The sequence below is a fragment of the Pseudomonas sp. Bout1 genome, from assembly GCF_034314165.1.
Taxonomy (GTDB): domain Bacteria; phylum Pseudomonadota; class Gammaproteobacteria; order Pseudomonadales; family Pseudomonadaceae; genus Aquipseudomonas.
The window spans coordinates 6,686,881-6,704,262 of the sequence record NZ_JAVIWK010000001.1; the positions used below are offsets into that span (position 1 = coordinate 6,686,881).

Here is a 17,382-nt window from a genome sequence, read left to right on the forward strand (position 1 = left end):
TGCGGGAGCCGGCTGCCGGCTCCCGCAACGGCATCACTCGCCGATGGCGGACTTGTAACCGGCCGCGTCCAGCAGTTTTTCCAGGTCAGCCGGGTTGCTTGGCTTGAGCTTGAAGATCCAGGCGCCGTACGGGTCGGAGTTCAACAGCTCGGGCTCGCCGCCCAAAGCATCGTTCACCGCGATCACTTCGCCAGCAATTGGCGAGTAGATATCCGAAGCGGCTTTCACCGATTCAACCACGCCGGCCTGGTCAGCCGCCTTGAACACGTTGCCGACTTCGGTCAACTCAACAAACACCACATCCCCCAATGCTTCCTGGGCATGGTCCGAGATGCCGACGGTCACGCTGCCGTCAGCTTCCAGGCGGGCCCATTCGTGACTTTCGGCAAAACGCAGGTCGGCAGGGATATCGCTCATAGTCTGTGTCCTCAAGGAAAAATGTCAGCGGCCATTGGCCCGCCGGAAAGGTTAAATCAATGTTTTGCCATGGCGCACGAAGGTCGGCTTGACCACCCGAACCGGGTACCACTTGCCGCGGATTTCCACCTCGGCCCGGTCAGCAGTCGCCGATGGCACACGCGCCAGGGCAATGGATTTGCTTAACGTAGGAGAGAAACTACCACTGGTGATCTCTCCTTCGCCAACATTGGCGATACGAACCACCTGATGAGCGCGTAAAACCCCGCGTTCTTCCAACACCAGCCCAACCAGCTTGGACTTCACACCTGCGGCTTTTTCGGCTTCCAGGGCGGAGCGTCCAATGAAATTGCGCGCGGCCGGCTCCCAGGCGATGCTCCAGGCCATGTTGGCGGCCAAGGGCGATACGTCCTGGTGAATATCCTGACCGTAGAGGTTCATGCCAGCCTCAAGGCGCAGCGTGTCGCGGGCGCCGAGGCCGATGGGCGAAATACCTGCGCCGACCAGATCGTTGAAAAACGCCGGGGCCTGATCGGCCGGCAGGACAATTTCCAAGCCGTCTTCGCCGGTGTAGCCAGTGCGCGCAATAAACCAGTCGCCGTCAGCCAGGCCTTCAAAAGGTTTGAGCTGATGGATCAGGGTGCCACGGGACTGGGTCACCAGTTCGGCGATCTTCTGCCGGGCATGCGGGCCTTGAATCGCGAGCATGGCCAGCTCCGGCCGCTCGTGAAGCTGGGCCTGATAGCTGCCGAGTTGCGCCTGCATCCAGGCCATGTCCTGGTCGCGGGTGGCGGCATTGACCACCAGCCGGTAACCGCTCTCGGTGCGGTACACGATCATGTCGTCCACCACCCCGCCTTGCTCGTTGAGCATGGCGCTGTACAACGCCCGGCCGCAGCCGTGCAAGCGTTCAACATCATTGGCCAGCAAATGCTGGAGCCATTCCTTGGCCTGGGGGCCTGTGATATCGATCACGGTCATATGGGATACATCAAACACCCCGCAGTCGCGTCGCACCTGATGGTGCTCCTCAACCTGCGAACCGTAGTGCAATGGCATATCCCAACCGCCAAAATCGACCATTTTCGCGCCTAGGGCGAGATGCAGGTCATACAGAGGCGTGCGCTGTCCCATGGGTTTCTCCTTCCGGGCGTGGCGAAGGTGCGGACGGTTGCCGTTCGGGCCACACGCCTTGAAATACAAGGCCTGTAGCCACGTTCAGCGACCCGACCTGAACGATCGACCGCACCGAATGCCGCGCATTGTAGCCTCAAGGCGTAGGACTGGCACCTAGCCGATTCGTCTCGCCGAACGTCGGATCAGCCCGATGACCGGTAACAGGCCCACCAACACCAGGGTCAAGGCTGGCAGCGAAGCCCGCGCCCACTCGCCTTCGCTGGTCATCTCGAAAATCCGCACCGCCAGCGTGTCCCAGCCGAACGGGCGCATTAGCAGGGTGGCTGGCATTTCCTTGAGCACATCGACAAACACCAGCAGCGCCGCGCTCAGGGTGCCCGGCAGCAACAGTGGCAGATACACTTTGCAAAACAGTCGCGGCCCGCTGACGCCCAGACTGCGGGCCGCTTCAGGCAAGGACGGGCGGATGCGCGCCAGGCTGTTTTCCAGCGGCCCATACGCCACTGCAATGAAACGCACCAGATAAGCCAGCAACAAGGCCGACAAACTGCCCAATAACAGTGGCTTGCCTGCCCCGCCCAGCCAGCCTGACACCGGAATCACCCATTCCCGGTCGAGGTAGCTGAACGCCAACATGATCGACACCGCCAGCACCGACCCCGGCAGCGCGTAGCCCACGTTGGCCAGGCTGATGCCTGAGCGGATGGCCCGTGTGGGTGCCAGGCGATGGGCGAATGCCAGCACCAGCGCCACGCTGACGGTGATCAGGGCAGCCATGCCACCCAAGTAGAGGGTATGGACGATCAAGCCGGCGTAGCGCTCATCCAGATCGAAGCGGCCACGCTGCCAGAACCAGGCCACCAGTTGCAGCATCGGGATCACGAACGCGCAGGCAAACACCAAGCCGCACCAACCGCTGGCCGCCACCGCCTTGAACCCGCGCAGGTGGTACAGCGCCTTGGCGCGTGGCCGCTCGTTGCTCGGCCGGCTGGCGCCCCGGGCACGGCGCTCGCCATAGAGCACCAGCATCACCACCAACAGCAACAGGCTGGCAAGTTGCGCCGCGCTGGAAAGGCTGAAAAAGCCGTACCAGGTCTTGTAGATGGCGGTGGTGAAGGTGTCGAAGTTGAACACCGAAACGGCGCCGAAATCCGCCAGGGTTTCCATCAGCGCCAGGGCCACGCCCGCACCAATGGCGGGACGTGCCATGGGCAAGGCCACGCGCCAGAACGCTTGCCACGGTGATTGGCCCAATACCCGCGCAGCCTCCATCAGCCCTTTGCCCTGGGCAAGAAACGCGGTGCGCGCCAGCAGATAAACGTAGGGATAGAACACCAGCACCAGCACGATGATCACGCCGCTGGTCGAGCGTACCCGCGGCAGCCGCAGCCCCGTGCCGAACCAATCGCGCAGCAGGGTTTGTACCGGGCCGGCGAAATCCAGCAGGCCAACGAAGACGAAGGCCAGGACATAGGCGGGAATCGCAAAAGGCAGCATCAACGCCCAGTCCAGCCAGCGCCGGCCAGGGAATTCGCAGAGGCTGGTCAGCCAGGCCAGGCTGACGCCCAGCAGCGTGACGCCCACACCGACGCCCAGCACCAGGGTCAGGGTGTTGCCCAGCAGGCGCGGCATCTGGGTTTCCCACAGGTGGGACCAGATCTGTTGATCGATGCTCTGCCACGACAGCAACAGCACGCTCAGTGGCAGCAGCACCAGGGCGGCGACGGTGAAGACCGGCAGGTACCAGCGGCGTTGGGCGGGATGGGCCAAGGAACAGTTCTCTGGGGATAATATTTTTAACTCACCACAAAACAGTGTGGGAGCCGGGCTTGTCGAACCGTCGCACCGCCGCGATGCAGGCACTTCGGTGTGTCAGTCACAACCGCGGTGATGCTATCGCAGGCAAGCCAGCTCCCACACTGTCTTGCGGCGCTTTGAAAAGTGTACTTAGTTCCAGCCAGCCCGATCCATCAAGCGAATCGCCTCGGCCTGACGCTTGCCCGCCACTTCCACCGGCAATGTGTCGGCCACAAACTTGCCCCAGGTCGCGACTTCCGCCGACGGCGGCACCGCCGGGTTGGCCGGGAACTCCTGGTTCACATCCGCAAAGATCTTCTGTGCTTGCGGCGTAGTCATCCACTCAACCAACGCCTTGGCCGCTTCCGGGTGCGGTGCATGTTTGGTCAGGCCGATGCCCGACAGGTTGACGTGCACCCCACGGTCGCCCTGGTTCGGCCAGAACAGTTTCACCGCCAGTTCCGGCTTCTGCTTGTGCAGGCGGCCGTAGTAGTAGGTGTTGACGATACCGACGTCGCACTGCCCGGCGTTGATCGCCTCCAGCACCGCGATGTCATCGGAGAACACGTCGGTGGACAGGTTGTTCACCCAGCCCTTGACGATTTCTTCGGTCTTGGCCGCGCCGTGGGTTTCGATCAGCGTGGCGGTCAGCGACTGGTTGTAGACCTTCTTCGCCGTGCGCAGGCACAGGCGGCCTTCCCACTGTTTGTCGGCCAGGGCCTCGTAGGTGGTCAGGTCGCCCGGCTTCACGCGATCCGTCGAGTAGGCGATGGTCCGCGCGCGCAGGCTCAAGCCGGTCCAGGCATGGGCCGAAGAACGGTATTGAAGGGGGATATTCTTGTCGATCACTTCGGAGGTGAACGGTTGCAGGATGCCCATCTGCTCGGCCTGCCAGAGGTTGCCGGCGTCGACGGTGAGCAGCAGGTCGGCGGTGGCGTTTTCACCTTCGGCCTTGATGCGCTGCATCAGCGGCGCTTCCTTGTCGGTGATGAACTTCACCTGCACACCGGTCTTCTTGGTGTAGGCGTCGAACACCGGCTTGATCAGTTCGTCGATACGCGAGGAGTAGACCACGACTTCGTCGGCCGCCTGCACGGTGGTGCTGCCGATAAGGGTAAGTGCCAGGGCAGTCAGGAGGCGCTTGGGTGCCAACATGGGTGCGGTCTCTCATTTGCAAAAAGAGGGCAAATGATAAGGACTCACATTTGGTAGCGCTTAACGGAGCCGTTACCAGATGTTGCACAGCGCCCTCAGGCCTTGGCCAGCTCCGGCAAATCCCCCGTCAAACCCAACGCCTGGCGCACAAACAACGCCTTGGCCTCCGGCATTTGCTCGACCACCTTCAACCCGGCGTTACGCAACCAACGCAGTGGCAGTTGATCGGCCTGGAACAACCGCTCAAAGCCTTCCATCGCCGCCATCAGCGCCAGGTTGTGCGGCATGCGCCGGCGCTCGTAACGGCTGAGTACCTTCACGTCTGCCAGCCGCTCGCCACGCTCGTTGGCCGCCAACAGCACCTCGGCCAGCACCGCCGCGTCGAGGAAGCCCAGGTTCACACCCTGCCCCGCCAACGGATGAATGACGTGGGCCGCATCACCAATCAACGCCAGGCCTTCGGCCACATAACGTTTGGCATGGCGCTGGCGCAACGGCACGCACAGCCGTGGATCGGCGATTAACACGCTGCCCAGGCGCCCTTCGAACGCACGCTCCAGCTCACGGCAGAAGCTTTCATCGTCCAGCGCCATCAAGCGCTCGGACTCAGCCGGGGTGGTCGACCAGACGATCGAACACCAATCTTCCTGCCCGTCCCGTACCAGTGGCAAAAACGCCAGCGGACCGTTGTCGGTAAAACGCTGCCAAGCCGTCTTCTGGTGCGCCTGGCTGCTGCGCACACTGGTGACGATGGCGTTGTGCAAATAATCCCACTCGCGGGTGGCGGTGCCGGTCAGGCGGCGCACGGCCGAGTTGGCACCGTCTGCCGCAACCACCAGCGGCGCGCGCAAGGTACGGCCATCGGCCAGGGTCAGCAGCCAGTCATCACCGGAGCGGCGCATCTGTTCCAGGCGCGCATTGGCCAGCAGGCCGAGGTCGCAGTCGTGCAGGCGATCGAGCAAGGCGTCCTGGACCACACGGTTTTCTACGATATGCCCCAGCACTTCGGCATGCACGCTGGCAGCCGAGAAGTGGATTTGCCCGGTGCCGCTGCCGTCCCACACCTGCATCTCGCCGTAAGGGCTGGCACGTCGCTCAACGATGCCGTCCCACACGCCAAGGCGCTCAAGGATACGTTGGCTCGCCGCCGACAAGGCGCTCACCCGCGGCTCGAACGCGGCGTCAGGATCGAACGGCTTGACGTTCAGCGGGCTGCCGTCGAGCAGCAGCACCTGCAGGCCACTGCCCTGCAACGCCAGCGCCAGGGCGCTTCCGACCATTCCGGCCCCGACAATCAGCACATCTGCGCGCATGTCCATGCTTTAAGCCTGTCTTGATTGCGGCTTGCGCCGCACATAAAGGGTTTTGTCGACCCGCGCCACCAGAGTGCCGGAGCCGTCATGAATCTGCACCTGGAGCTGCGGCAAGTACTTGTCGCCGCTGGCGGTGTGCTGGCGAATCTCGTCCAGCAACGCTTGGTCGATTGAAAATTCGGCAAACACCGGGCCCTTGCCCGGCGAGATAAAGTCGATGGCAGCCGCCTTGTCCCAGACGATGTAGTCGCGCCCCAGGTTCTCCATCAACATCAGCATGTAGAACGGGTCGACCATCGAATACAGGCTGCCGCCAAACTGCGTGCCGACGTAATTGCGGTTGTACCAGCCCAGGCCCATACGCACCTTGACCTCGCGAAAATCGCTGCCGATGTGCAACACCCGAACGCCGGCCCCGAGGTACGGCGGGTACAGGGTCATGATCCAGCGCAACAGCCGCGCCTTGCCCAAGCGTTGGGTCAGCCACTCACGCATCGGGACGGGTGCCCAGGCCCATGGCCTGGCGTGCGAACCAGCGCTTGGCTGGCGGCAGCAAGTCCAGGCCCAGCAAGCCCATGTTCCGGCCCAGCGCTACCAGCGGTTGGGCGCTGCCAAACAGCCGGGTGACTTGATCGGAGAAGCCGACGGTGAGTTTCTGGTCCATGCGCTGACGCTCGCGGTACGCCTGCAATGTCGCCAGGTCGCCCGGGATCGCAGGCCCGGCCAGCAACGCCTCGGCCAGGGCGTAGGCATCGCGCAGGGACAGGTTGAAACCCTGGCCGGCAATCGGGTGCAGGCTGTGGGCCGCATTGCCAAGCACGGCCAGATGGGAACGCACTTGCTCTTGCGCTTCCACGAGGGTCAACGGGTACAGATGACGCGCACCGACCTGCTTCAGGGTGCCCAGGCGGTAGCCGAACACACCCTGCAATTCACTGAGAAAACTGCGCTCGTCCAGTTCGGCCAAACGCTGGGCGTCCATGCCGATGCGGGTCCAGACCAACGCGCAACGGTTGTCCGGCAACGGCAGCAAGGCCATCGGCCCTTCGTCGGTGAAACGCTCGAACGCCTCGCCGTTGTGGGCTTCACTTGGGGTGATGTTGGCGATCAGCGCGCTCTGGTTGTACGGCCGCGTTTTCACGTCGATGCCCAGTTGTTCGCGCAGGCCGGAGCGGCCGCCATCGGCCAGTACGGCGAGGTCGCATTCCAGCACGGTTTCATCATTGAGGGTCAGGCGGTAGCCATCGGCAAGCGGCTCCATGCGGGTGACTTCCGCCGGGCAACGCCAACTGACCACGTCCCTGTCCAGGCCTTGCCACAGGCATTGGCCCAGCCAGGCGTTTTCCACCACGTAGCCAAGCGCCGGCACACCTTCTTCCATGGCCGACAGGCGCGCGGTAGAGAAGCGGCCACGGTCCGACACATGAATCTGCTTGATCGGCTCGGCGCGGCGCGAGATTTCCTGCCATACGCCCAACCGTTGATAAATCTGCCGCGCGCCGAACGACAGCGCTGAAGAACGCGCGTCATAACTCGGCTGGTAACTGTCGCCCGGGGCAAACGGCTCGATCAGCACGACCTTCCAGCCGCGGGCCTTGGCCCCGGCCTGCAACGCCAACGCGAGGCTGGCGCCCACCAGGCCACCGCCGATAATCGCCAGATTGACCCGGCTCATCGGGCGCTCGCCATCAGCGCTTCAATCTCGGCAACGGCCTTGGGCACGCCACCGGTCAGAATTTCACAGCCTTGCTTGGTCACCACCACGTCGTCCTCGATGCGTACGCCAATGCCACGCCATTTCTTCGCCACGTTCAGGTTGTCCGGCGAGATATAAATCCCCGGCTCCACCGTCAGCGCCATGCCGACTTCCAGCACCCGCCACTCGCCGCCCACTTTGTATTCGCCCACATCGTGCACATCCATCCCCAGCCAGTGGCCGGCGCGGTGCATGTAGAAGGCCTTATAGGCTTCGCTGGCGATCAGCTCGTCGACGTCACCCTGCAACAAGCCCAGCTTCAGCAACCCGGCGGTGATGACGCGCACCGTCGCCTCGTGAGCCTGGTTCCAGTGCTTGTTGGGGGCGATTTCGGCAAAGGCGGCTTCCTGGGAAGCCAACACGATTTCGTAAATCGCCTTCTGCTCGGCGGAAAACTTGCCGCTCACCGGCCAGGTGCGGGTGATGTCGCTGGCGTAGCAGTCGATCTCGCAACCGGCGTCGATCAGTACCAGGTCGCCGTCCTTGAGCACCGCGTCATTCTGCTGGTAATGCAGGATGCAGCTGTTGCGCCCCGAGGCGACGATGGAGCCATAGGCCGGCATCTTCGCCCCGCCCTTGCGAAACTCGTAATCAAGCTCCGCCTCCAGGCTGAACTCATGCAACCCGGCGCGGCTGGCCTGCATCGCCCGCACATGGGCCGCGCAGGAAATCCGCGCGGCCTCGCGCATCACCTTCACTTCTGCTGCCGATTTATACAGGCGCATGTCGTGAAGCAGGTGATCCAGGGCAACAAATTCGTTCGGCGGCTGGGCGCCGAGGTGCGCTTTAGAGCGGATCACGTTGATCCACTCCATCAGGTGCCGGTCGAATTCGGCATTGCTGCCCATGGCTGAATACACCCGGTCGCGGCCTTCGATCAGCCCGGGCAGGATGTCGTCGATATCGGTAATCGGGAATGCGTCATCGGCGCCAAATTCGCGGATCGCGCCTTCGGTGCCGGCCCGCAGGCCGTCCCACAGTTCGCGCTCGGCATTGCGTTCGCGGCAGAACAGCACGTACTCGCCATGCTGGCGACCGGGCATCAGCACGATCACCGCTTCCGGTTCCGGGAAGCCGCTCAGGTATTGAAAGTCGCTGTCCTGGCGGTAGACATGCTCGACGTCACGGTTGCGAATCGCCACCGCCGCCGCCGGCAGGATGGCGATGCTGTTGGGTTCCATCTGCGCCATGAGCGCCTTGCGGCGCCTCGTGTATTCCGCTTTGGGGATATGGATCATGGGCAGACGGGCTTCCTTTCTTAGTGCAGCGACGGCTTGGGCGCAGCGGGTTCAGCCGATTTACGGGTCTCGGTGAACAGCAACAGCGGCGCGACACGCAGGTATTCCATCACTTCCATGTAGTCGCTTTCGCCGTCTTCGGACTCTTCCAGGGCATCTTGCACCTGGGAGATGGCCGCCAGGTCCTGCAGCACTTCCTGGGCATCGGTGCTCAGGTCGAGGCCGCCGGCGTTCACGCCGAAACCGTGGAGGAAGCCTTGGCACCATTGGCCCAACGCGGCGGCGCGCTCGGTGAGCGGCGCGTCATCGGTAGGCAGCAGCAGGACGACGGTGACGTCATCACCGGTCAGCTCGCCTTTGACCATCTCTTGCAGGCCGATGAGGGCTTTACGCACGTTGTCGGTGGGCTCGGTTTCCAGCAGCTCGGCAACATCGGCCAGCCAGTTGTCGGCATCAAAGCCAACACCGGTGCAACTGCGGCCCAGCAGCACGCCGTGCAGTTCGGCAGGCGAGCAAGGATGACCGCTGGAACTCAGCAGTTTGGAAAAAGCATCGTACGGGGAGTTCTGAATGGGCATGGTGAGCTAGGCGCCAGACGGCGCAATGTCTAGAATGAAGCGCTGTATCCTAGCATCGGCAGACGTACCAAGACTATCGAGGGCGTCAGATCGTTTATCCAGCAGTTGCCATTCATCAGACAAAACCAGTGGAACCCAATGGAAGACACCGACCTGCAAGCGCTGATGGCCAGACTCGAGCTGCTAATTAACCGGGTCGAGCAACTTAAGAGCCAAAACGGACTCCTACTAGCTCAGGAAAAGACCTGGCGCGAGGAACGCGCTCACCTCATTGAAAAAAACGAAATCGCCCGGCGTAAGGTCGAATCGATGATTTCGCGCCTGAAGGCCCTGGAGCAAGACTCATGAGTTCAAGCAATAGCGTCACCGTGCAGATTCTCGACAAAGAATATTCGATCATCTGCCCGCAGGAAGAACGCAGCAACCTGGTGAGCGCTGCCCGCTACCTGGACGGCAAGATGCGTGAAATCCGCAGCAGCGGCAAAGTCATCGGTGCCGATCGCATCGCCGTGATGGCCGCCCTGAACATTACCCATGATTTGCTGCACAAGCAGGAACGGCCTGACGTGCAGGCCAGCGGCTCGACGCGTGAGCAGGTGCGCGACCTGCTGGAGCGGGTTGATCTGGTACTTTCTACCGATCCAGAGCCACCCAAGGGCTGATTGCGGCGTCGGTTTCGGGTATACTCGCCTCACTCCCTGGCGTGCTTGCCAGTCGGCGATGTCCCTGAGCCGATTCGCACTACCCTGGAAGTTACACGTTGGGCTGGTGTGCATGTCCGCTAGACGGAAAGCCTTAAAGCCTACTGTTTCTTCCACCTTGAACTTTCGGGTTCAAGGGCTAAGTCGACAGCGGTTCTGTCGGGGAGCCTGATTTCCAAATCCAATGCCAGTCCCAGGACTGGCATTGTTTTATGAGCCGAAAACCATGACCGAACCTGCGCCGGTTTCCCGCCCGCAACTTCGACGCATGCTGCGCAAAGCCCGCCGCGCCCTTACCGCCAGCGAGCAGCGCCAGGCCGCCCAAGGCCTGTATCGGCAACTGGCACAGCACCCGCTGTTTCGCCGGGCCAAGCACATCTCTTTATATCTACCGACGGACGGTGAAATCGACCCGCGCCTGCTGCTGCGCGCTGCACAGCGCCGGGGCAAGGCCACGTACCTGCCGGTACTCAGCGCGTGGCCGCGAACCAAGATGGTGTTCCAGCGGGTGCGGCCCGGCGAGAAGCTGAAGCCCAACCGTTTTCGCATCCTTGAGCCACAAGTGAATGTCAGCCGGCAACGCAAGGTCTGGGCGCTGGACCTGGTGCTGTTGCCACTGGTTGGGTTTGACGATGCCGGTGGACGTCTCGGCATGGGCGGCGGCTTTTATGACCGCAGCCTGGCCTACATGGCCCGCCGGAAATCCTGGCGCAAGCCGACACTGTTGGGCCTGGCCCATGAATGCCAGAAGGTCGATAGATTGGCGCAGGCGAGCTGGGACGTACCGCTTGAGGGCACTGTCACCGATAAGGATTGGTATATAGCAGAAACGCTACTGGAATCAGCAGCGTCTTAAAGACGGGTCAGCGCTTGAATGGCTGCGGCTGTTGCTGTGCGAGTTCAATCGGTGCGTCAGTCTTGTTCGACCACAAGCTCTGCGCATAGCCGGTGGTCACGACGCCCAGACCGAACAAAATAACCAATATCCATAGTAAATCAGGTTTGCGTTTCATCGATTGCCCCCCTTCAGGCATCTTGCACACGATGAGCAACGTTCCATTAGTAGTCCGTGCCAGCTGCGTCAAGCTCAAAACCCCGGCATTCTGCGTTAACGTGAACCAACACGCAAACCTTGACGCCAACCGACTGTCGGTTTGTCATAAAATTGCAGGACAACTTTCCCAGTCGCCTTTTGAGGAGCGAAAACATGGCCTATTGGCTGATGAAATCCGAGCCCGATGAACTGTCCATCAAGGGCTTGGAAACGCTCGGCGAGACCCGGTGGGACGGGGTGCGCAACTACCAGGCGCGGAACTTTCTGCGGGCGATGGCGGTGGGTGACCAGTTCTTCTTCTACCACTCCAGCTGCCCGGAACCGGGGATTGCCGGCATTGGCAAAATCGTCGAGGCCGCCTACCCGGACCCCACCGCACTGGAGCCCGGCAGCCATTATTTCGACGCCAAGGCCAGCCCTGAGAAAAACCCCTGGAGCGCGATCAATGTCGCCCACGTCGAGACTTTCCCCAAGGTCCTGGGCTTGGGGTATCTAAAACAGCAAGCCGCCCTTGCCGAGTTGCCCCTGGTGCAAAAGGGCAGCCGCCTTTCGGTGATGCCGGTCACCGCCGAACAGTGGGCCGCCGTACTCGGCCTGCGCTAAACAGCAGAACCCTGCGGTCACGCCCATGGCGCATGCATCTGCACGCCAACCGGGTTAGGCTGGCCCTTCATTTGACCCGCATCAAGAGCCTTCGGGCAGGATCGGTCAAACTAGGACGCTAACGCCGCAGGATGCACCCATGTCGACGAACCACCGCACCTCCCATCTTTTCGCCATTCCGCTGATCGTTTTACTGCTGGCCGCCGGCGGCTTCGGCTACTGGCAATCCACCCAGGACCGCCTGCCCGAAGGCCTGAGCATGGGCAATGGTCGGCTGGAATCGACTGAAGTGCAGATCGCCACCAAGATCCCCGGGCGCCTGGCCGAAGTGCGGGTGGACGAAGGCGACAAGGTGCTCAAGGGCCAACTACTGGCACGCATGGACACCCGCACCCTGGAAGCCCAGCGCGCCCAGGCCGAAGCCGAAGTGCTGCGGGCCAGGGAAAATTTCGCTGCCGCCGAAGCCAACGTGCAACTGCGCCAGAGCGAGCAACTGCTGGCCAGCCAGGAACTCAAGCGCACCCAGGAACTGTACAAACGCGGCTTCGCCAGCGGCCAGTTGATCGACCAACAACAAGCCAAACAGAACACCGGCAACGCGGGCGTGATCGCCGCCCAAGCCCAGGTCAATTCGGTGAAGGCCGCCATCGGCGCCGCCCAGGCGCAGGTCGCGCAACTCACCAGCGAAATCGAAGACAGCAGCCTGCGGGCGCCCATCGACGGGATCATCCAGCTGCGCCTGGCCGAACCCGGCGAGGTGCTCGGCGCGGGTGGCCGCGTGCTGCTGCTGATCGACCCCAACGACCAGTACATGAACCTGTATCTGCCCGCTTCGGTAACCGGCGCCCTGACCGTCGGCAGCGAAGCGCGAATCGTCCTCGATGCCCTGCCGAATCAACCGTTGCCAGCAAAAATCAGCTTTGTCGCGGCCAAATCGCAGTTCACGCCCAAAGAAGTGGAAACCCGCGACGAGCGCCAGAAGTTGGTGTTCCGGGTCAAACTGCGCCTCACCCAACCGAGCGCCGTGCCGCAAGCCAAGCCGGGCATGCCCGGCGCCGGCTATGTGCGCACCACTGACCTGGACTGGCCGGCCAACCTGCAATGAGCGGCCTGGCGCTGCACGCCACGGGCATCAACCATCGCTACGGCAAGCAACAGGCGCTGATCGACATCGCCTTCAGCCTGCCCGCTGGCACCCGCTGCGGGCTGATCGGCCCGGATGGCGCCGGCAAATCGAGCCTGCTGGGCTTGATCGCCGGGGTTAAAAAGCTTCAACAAGGCCAACTGGAAGTACTCGGCGGCGCCATCGAAGACCGCCGCCACCGCAACAGCCTGTACCCGCGCATCGCGTTTATGCCCCAAGGCCTGGGTGGCAACCTGTACCCCGAGCTGTCTATCAGCGAAAACATCCGGTTTTTTGCCACATTGTTTGGCCTGTCGAAAGCCGATTGCGACCAGCGCATGCACAACCTGCTGCTGGCCACCGACCTTGCACGCTTTGCCGACCGCCCGGCCGGCAAACTCTCCGGCGGCATGAAGCAGAAGCTCGGCCTGTGCTGCGCGCTGATCCACGACCCGGACTTGTTGATCCTCGACGAGCCGACCACTGGCGTCGACCCGCTCTCCCGTCGGCGCTTCTGGGAGCTGGTAGACACCGTACGCAGCGAACGCCCGCAACTGACACTGCTGGTAGCCACGGCCTACATGGAAGAAGCCGAGCAGTTCGAACACTGCCTGATGCTCGACCGTGGCAAGTTGATCGCCGACGGCCTGAGCAGCGAACTGGCGGCGGCTACGCCCAGCGGTAAACTGGATGAAGCCTTCACCCATTTCCAGGGCGACAGCGCCCACAACAACCAGCCACTGGTGATTCCGCCACGGCAAAGCGACAACACCGACATTGCCATCGAAGCCCACGACCTGACCCTGCGTTTCGGCGACTTCACGGCGGTGGACAAGGTGAGCTTCGCGATTGGCCGAGGCGAGATCTTTGGTTTCCTCGGCTCCAACGGTTGCGGCAAGACCACCACCATGAAAGTCCTCACCGGGCTGATGCCGGCCACCGAAGGCACTGCAACGCTGCTGGGCAACCCGGTGAACGCCAAGGACCTGGCCACCCGCAAGCGCGTGGGCTTCATGTCGCAAAGCTTCTCGCTGTATGGCGAACTCAGCGTGGGCCAGAACCTGGTGCTGCATGCGCAACTGTTCGACCTGCCCAAAGGTGAAAGCGGCCAGCGCATCGACGAGTTGATCCAGCGTTTTGACTTGGGCGATGTCGCCGAGCAGCCTTCCGGCGAGTTGCCGCTGGGGCTGCGCCAGCGCTTGTCCCTGGCCGTGGCGGTGCTGCATCGCCCGGAAGTGCTGATCCTCGATGAGCCGACCTCGGGCGTCGACCCGGCTGCGCGAGATGATTTCTGGCGGTTGCTGATCGAGCTGTCCCGGGAACAGGGCGTGACGATCTTCTTGTCCACCCACTTCATGAACGAGGCCCAACGCTGCGATCGCATCTCGCTGATGCACGCGGGCAAAGTGTTGGCGTGCGACACGCCGGACGCGCTGCAACAGCAGTTCAACGGAGAGACGCTGGAGGCCGCATTCGTCACCTGCCTGGAACAGGCCCAAGGGGCGCCCGAAGCCGCGACCGCCCCCACCGGAACCGTCAGCGAACCCACGGCGGCGCCTGTCAGCAAACGTGGGTTCAGCGTCGCCCGCCTGCTCGCCGTCGCCAGCCGCGAAGGCAAGGAACTGCTACGGGACAAGGTGCGCATGGCCTTCGCCCTGCTGGGTGCGATTTTCATGATGGTGATATTCGGCTACGGCATTTCCCTGGACGTTGAAAAGCTCGCCTTTGCCGTCTATGACCAGGACCAGACGCCGCAAAGCCGGGCCTATCTGGAGGCGTTCCGCAGTTCGCGCTACTTCGCCGAACAGCCACCGATCACCGACTCCACTGAACTGCACAAACGCCTGCAACGCTCGGAAATCAAACTGGCGCTGGAGATTCCGCCGGGTTTCGGCCGCGACCTCTACGCCGGACGCCAACCCGCCGTGGCCGCCTGGCTCGATGGCGGCATGCCGTTTCGCGCAGAAACCAGCCGCAACTATGTAGAGGCAGTACACCAGGCCAATCTCCAGCAACTGGCCGAACTGCATAGCACGCCACCGAACCTGCAAGCCGCCGCCAAATTGGAAACCCGCTTTCGCTACAACCAGGACGTGGTCAGCGTCAATGCCATCGGCCCCGGCGTGATGGCGCTGATCCTCGCGTTCATCCCGGCGATGCTGACCGCGCTGGGAATCGTGCGGGAGAAGGAGTTGGGCTCGATCACCAACTTTTACGCCACACCGCTGACCCGCCTGGAATTCCTGCTGGGCAAACAGGCACCGTACCTGGCCGTGAGCCTGATCAACCTGGGGCTGCTGGTGGCGATGAACCGCTGGTTGTTCGGCGTGCCGTTCAAGGGCAGCGGCGTGACCCTGGCCTTCGGCGGCCTGCTGTATGTGCTGGCCACCACCAGCATGGGCCTGTTGATTTCCGCGTTCACGCGCACCCAGATCGCAGCGATCCTCGGCACCATGATCATCACCAGCCTGCCGACCATCCAATTCTCCGGGCTGATCGTGCCGCGTTCGTCCCTGGAAGGCGCCGCCGCGTTGATGGGCATGCTGTTCCCGGCGGGCTACTTCCTCGACATTGCAGTGGGCACCTTTACCAAGGCCCTGGACCTGCGCCAGCTATGGCCGCAGTGCCTGGCGTTGTTCGGGTTTTTCCTGGGGTTCACCGGGTTTAGCCTGATCATGCTCAAGAAGCAGGAGGCCTGATGCATAAGTTCGCCCATATCCTGCGCCTTGGCATCAAGGAACTGACCAGCCTGCGCCACGACAGCGTGTTGCTGCTGTTCCTGTTCTACGCTTTCACCGTCGCCATCTATATGCCCGCCGCAGGGTCTGTGATCGGCGTGCACAACGCCAGCGTGGCCTTTGTGGATGAAGACCACAGTGCGCTGTCCAGGCAACTGGCCGAAGCGCTGCAACCGCCGGAATTCCAGGCAGCGGTGCCGTTGCCGTATGACCAGTTGGACAAGGTGATGGACAGCGGCCAGTACACCTTTGTGATCAACGTGCCGGCGAATTTCCAGGCCGACCTGTTGGCCGGGCGCCAGCCGGGGGTACAGGTCAATGTCGACGCCACGGCCATGAGCCAGGCGTTCATGGGGGCCGGGTACATCGGGCGGATTTTCCAGCGTGAATTGCTGACCTATGGCGGCCAGGCCGATGCCGCCCAAAAGACACCGGCGCTGTTGACCACGCGGGCGCTGTTCAATACCAACCTGGAAGGTGGCTGGTTTTTGGCAGTGATTCAGATCGTCAACAACATCACTATTCTCGCCATCGTCTTGACCGGCACCGCACTGCTGCGCGAGCGCGAACACGGCACCCTCGACCATCTGCTGGTGCTGCCGCTGACGGCGCTGGAAATCATGCTGGCGAAAATCTGGAGCAACATGCTGGTGGTGGTGCTGTGCACCTGGCTGTCGCTGGAAGTGGTGGTCAAAGGCTTGCTCGGCGTACCGCTGGCCGGGTCGTTGAGCTTGTTTCTGCTGGTGACGGCGCTGTACCTGTTTGCCAGTACTGCGCTCGGCATCTTCCTCGCCACCCTCGCCCGCTCGACGCCGCAATTCGGCTTGCTGGCGATTCCGGTGATTATTCCGATGCTGTTGTTGTCTGGCGGTAGCACGCCGCTGGACAGCATGCCGCAATGGCTGCAATGGGTGATGCAGGGCTCGCCGTCGACGCACTTTGTGAGCCTGAGTGCGGCGATCCTGTTCAGGGATGCGGGCGTGAGCGTGGTGTGGCCGGACTTGCTGGCGCTGGCGGGGATTGGGCTGTTGTTTTTTGCGGTGGCGTTGATGCGGTTCAGAAAGAGCCTGGCCTCCTGAGAGCGATGCGCTTTCGTGGCGAGGGAGCTTGCTCCCGCTGGAGTGCGAAGCGCTCCCAAGATTTTGGGGCCGCTGCGCAGCCCAACGGGAGCAAGCTCCCTCGCCACAAGAGCGCCTTTTTACCAGAGGTCAATTCAGTGGGCTTACTGGATGATCAGGTTGTTGAACAACAAATCCTCAACCACCGGTTTGCCGGTCTCATCGTTCATCACTTGCTGAGTCTGCTTGAGCGCTTCCTGGCGCAGTTTTTCCTTGCCGTCGACGCTGCTCATGGCGTCGCTGGTCTGCTGGGTAAACAGCGCCACCAACTGGTTGCGAATCAATGCGTCGTTGGCTTTGACCGCAGCGGCCGCCTCGGGGCCCGTCACGCGCAAGGCGATATCCGCCTTGAACACCCGCAGTTTCGCAGTGCCATCCAGGCCGTAGTTACCGACGAACGGCGGGCTCAGGCTGATATAGCTGACCTTCGGCGCGTCGCCTTCTTTGGCTTCTTCGGCCAGGGCTGCCGTCGGCAGTGTCAGGGCCAGCATCAACAGGATCCACGCTTTCACAGTTCATTCCTCAATTCGGTTGCCCAGTAGCATAACGCTAGCAGCCCTGAGCACAAGCTTATGGCGGCTTATCAGGCCGGGGCATGCTCGTTGACCCGTCGCCCCGCCCACCTACACTTATCGGCCAACACGCCAAAAGGAA

18 protein-coding genes and 1 other RNA gene are annotated in these 17,382 nt (G+C 62.4%); 8 read left to right on the forward strand and 11 right to left on the reverse strand.

Annotated features, from left to right (window positions below; all coding sequences use genetic code 11):
- Positions 1-33: 33 nt before the first annotated feature.
- From gcvH to RGV33_RS31090, 9 genes are all read right to left on the reverse strand, one after another.
- Positions 34-417 (reverse strand): glycine cleavage system protein GcvH, encoded by a 384-nt coding sequence (gene gcvH / locus RGV33_RS31050; protein WP_322148234.1) that lies wholly within the window; start codon positions 415-417, stop codon positions 34-36.
- A gap of 51 nt (positions 418-468) precedes the next feature.
- Complete coding sequence (gcvT, locus tag RGV33_RS31055; protein WP_322148236.1) at positions 469-1,551, reverse strand: glycine cleavage system aminomethyltransferase GcvT; 1,083 nt, start codon at positions 1,549-1,551, stop codon at positions 469-471.
- 156 nt (positions 1,552-1,707) lie between these two features.
- Positions 1,708-3,324: an iron ABC transporter permease gene (locus RGV33_RS31060; RefSeq protein ID WP_322148237.1), complete on the reverse strand. Its 1,617-nt coding sequence runs from the start codon at positions 3,322-3,324 to the stop codon at positions 1,708-1,710.
- A 177-nt stretch (positions 3,325-3,501) separates the two neighbouring features.
- Positions 3,502-4,506, reverse strand: coding sequence for an extracellular solute-binding protein (locus RGV33_RS31065; protein ID WP_322148238.1), 1,005 nt, complete (start codon positions 4,504-4,506; stop codon positions 3,502-3,504).
- Positions 4,507-4,601: 95 nt separating this feature from the next.
- Positions 4,602-5,819, reverse strand: coding sequence for a 2-octaprenyl-3-methyl-6-methoxy-1,4-benzoquinol hydroxylase (locus RGV33_RS31070; RefSeq protein ID WP_322148771.1), 1,218 nt, complete (start codon positions 5,817-5,819; stop codon positions 4,602-4,604).
- Between the two features lie 9 nt (positions 5,820-5,828).
- Complete coding sequence (locus RGV33_RS31075) at positions 5,829-6,314, reverse strand: DUF4442 domain-containing protein (protein ID WP_322148239.1); 486 nt, start codon at positions 6,312-6,314, stop codon at positions 5,829-5,831.
- Positions 6,307-7,494, reverse strand: a complete 1,188-nt coding sequence (gene ubiH, locus RGV33_RS31080; protein ID WP_322148240.1) for a 2-octaprenyl-6-methoxyphenyl hydroxylase — start codon at positions 7,492-7,494, stop codon at positions 6,307-6,309. Before ubiH ends, RGV33_RS31075 begins: the two co-directional genes overlap by 8 nt.
- Positions 7,491-8,813, reverse strand: coding sequence for a Xaa-Pro aminopeptidase (gene pepP, locus RGV33_RS31085; RefSeq protein ID WP_322148241.1), 1,323 nt, complete (start codon positions 8,811-8,813; stop codon positions 7,491-7,493). Before pepP ends, ubiH begins: the two co-directional genes overlap by 4 nt.
- Positions 8,814-8,833: 20 nt before the next feature.
- The gene (locus RGV33_RS31090) at positions 8,834-9,391 is read right to left on the reverse strand and encodes a YecA family protein (protein ID WP_322148242.1); all 558 of its coding nucleotides are present in this window, start codon (positions 9,389-9,391) and stop codon (positions 8,834-8,836) included.
- Positions 9,392-9,529: 138 nt separating this feature from the next.
- Here RGV33_RS31090 and RGV33_RS31095 point away from each other — a divergent pair, with 138 nt between their 5' ends.
- From RGV33_RS31095 to RGV33_RS31110, 4 genes are all read left to right on the forward strand, one after another.
- The gene (locus RGV33_RS31095) at positions 9,530-9,739 is read left to right on the forward strand and encodes a TIGR02449 family protein (protein ID WP_003213954.1); all 210 of its coding nucleotides are present in this window, start codon (positions 9,530-9,532) and stop codon (positions 9,737-9,739) included.
- Positions 9,736-10,053, forward strand: a complete 318-nt coding sequence (locus RGV33_RS31100) for a cell division protein ZapA (RefSeq protein ID WP_003213956.1) — start codon at positions 9,736-9,738, stop codon at positions 10,051-10,053. Before RGV33_RS31095 ends, RGV33_RS31100 begins: the two co-directional genes overlap by 4 nt.
- Before the next feature lie 30 nt (positions 10,054-10,083).
- Positions 10,084-10,262: non-coding RNA, 6S RNA (gene ssrS / locus RGV33_RS31105), on the forward strand.
- A 56-nt stretch (positions 10,263-10,318) separates the two neighbouring features.
- Positions 10,319-10,948: a 5-formyltetrahydrofolate cyclo-ligase gene (locus tag RGV33_RS31110; protein WP_322148246.1), complete on the forward strand. Its 630-nt coding sequence runs from the start codon at positions 10,319-10,321 to the stop codon at positions 10,946-10,948.
- 7 nt (positions 10,949-10,955) lie between these two features.
- On the opposite strand, the gene RGV33_RS31115 is transcribed toward RGV33_RS31110, so the two are convergent.
- Positions 10,956-11,105 (reverse strand): hypothetical protein, encoded by a 150-nt coding sequence (locus RGV33_RS31115; protein ID WP_003213959.1) that lies wholly within the window; start codon positions 11,103-11,105, stop codon positions 10,956-10,958.
- A 194-nt stretch (positions 11,106-11,299) separates the two neighbouring features.
- Between RGV33_RS31115 and RGV33_RS31120 the strand changes: the two genes are divergently transcribed.
- The 4 genes from RGV33_RS31120 (at position 11,300) to RGV33_RS31135 (ending at position 16,689) form a co-directional block, all read left to right on the forward strand.
- Complete coding sequence (locus RGV33_RS31120) at positions 11,300-11,749, forward strand: EVE domain-containing protein (RefSeq protein ID WP_322148249.1); 450 nt, start codon at positions 11,300-11,302, stop codon at positions 11,747-11,749.
- Positions 11,750-11,888: 139 nt separating this feature from the next.
- Positions 11,889-12,854 carry an efflux RND transporter periplasmic adaptor subunit gene (locus RGV33_RS31125; protein ID WP_322148251.1) on the forward strand — a complete coding sequence of 322 codons (966 nt, stop codon included), beginning with the start codon at positions 11,889-11,891 and terminating at the stop codon, positions 12,852-12,854.
- Positions 12,851-15,571: a ribosome-associated ATPase/putative transporter RbbA gene (rbbA, locus tag RGV33_RS31130; RefSeq protein ID WP_322148253.1), complete on the forward strand. Its 2,721-nt coding sequence runs from the start codon at positions 12,851-12,853 to the stop codon at positions 15,569-15,571. The genes RGV33_RS31125 and rbbA overlap by 4 nt, the downstream gene beginning before the upstream one ends.
- A complete protein-coding gene (locus tag RGV33_RS31135; RefSeq protein WP_322148255.1) occupies positions 15,571-16,689 on the forward strand; it encodes an ABC transporter permease in 1,119 nt (372 codons plus the stop codon). Before rbbA ends, RGV33_RS31135 begins: the two co-directional genes overlap by 1 nt.
- 143 nt (positions 16,690-16,832) lie before the next feature.
- On the opposite strand, the gene RGV33_RS31140 is transcribed toward RGV33_RS31135, so the two are convergent.
- Complete coding sequence (locus RGV33_RS31140; RefSeq protein ID WP_322148256.1) at positions 16,833-17,240, reverse strand: flagellar basal body-associated protein FliL; 408 nt, start codon at positions 17,238-17,240, stop codon at positions 16,833-16,835.
- Positions 17,241-17,382 lie beyond the last annotated feature (142 nt).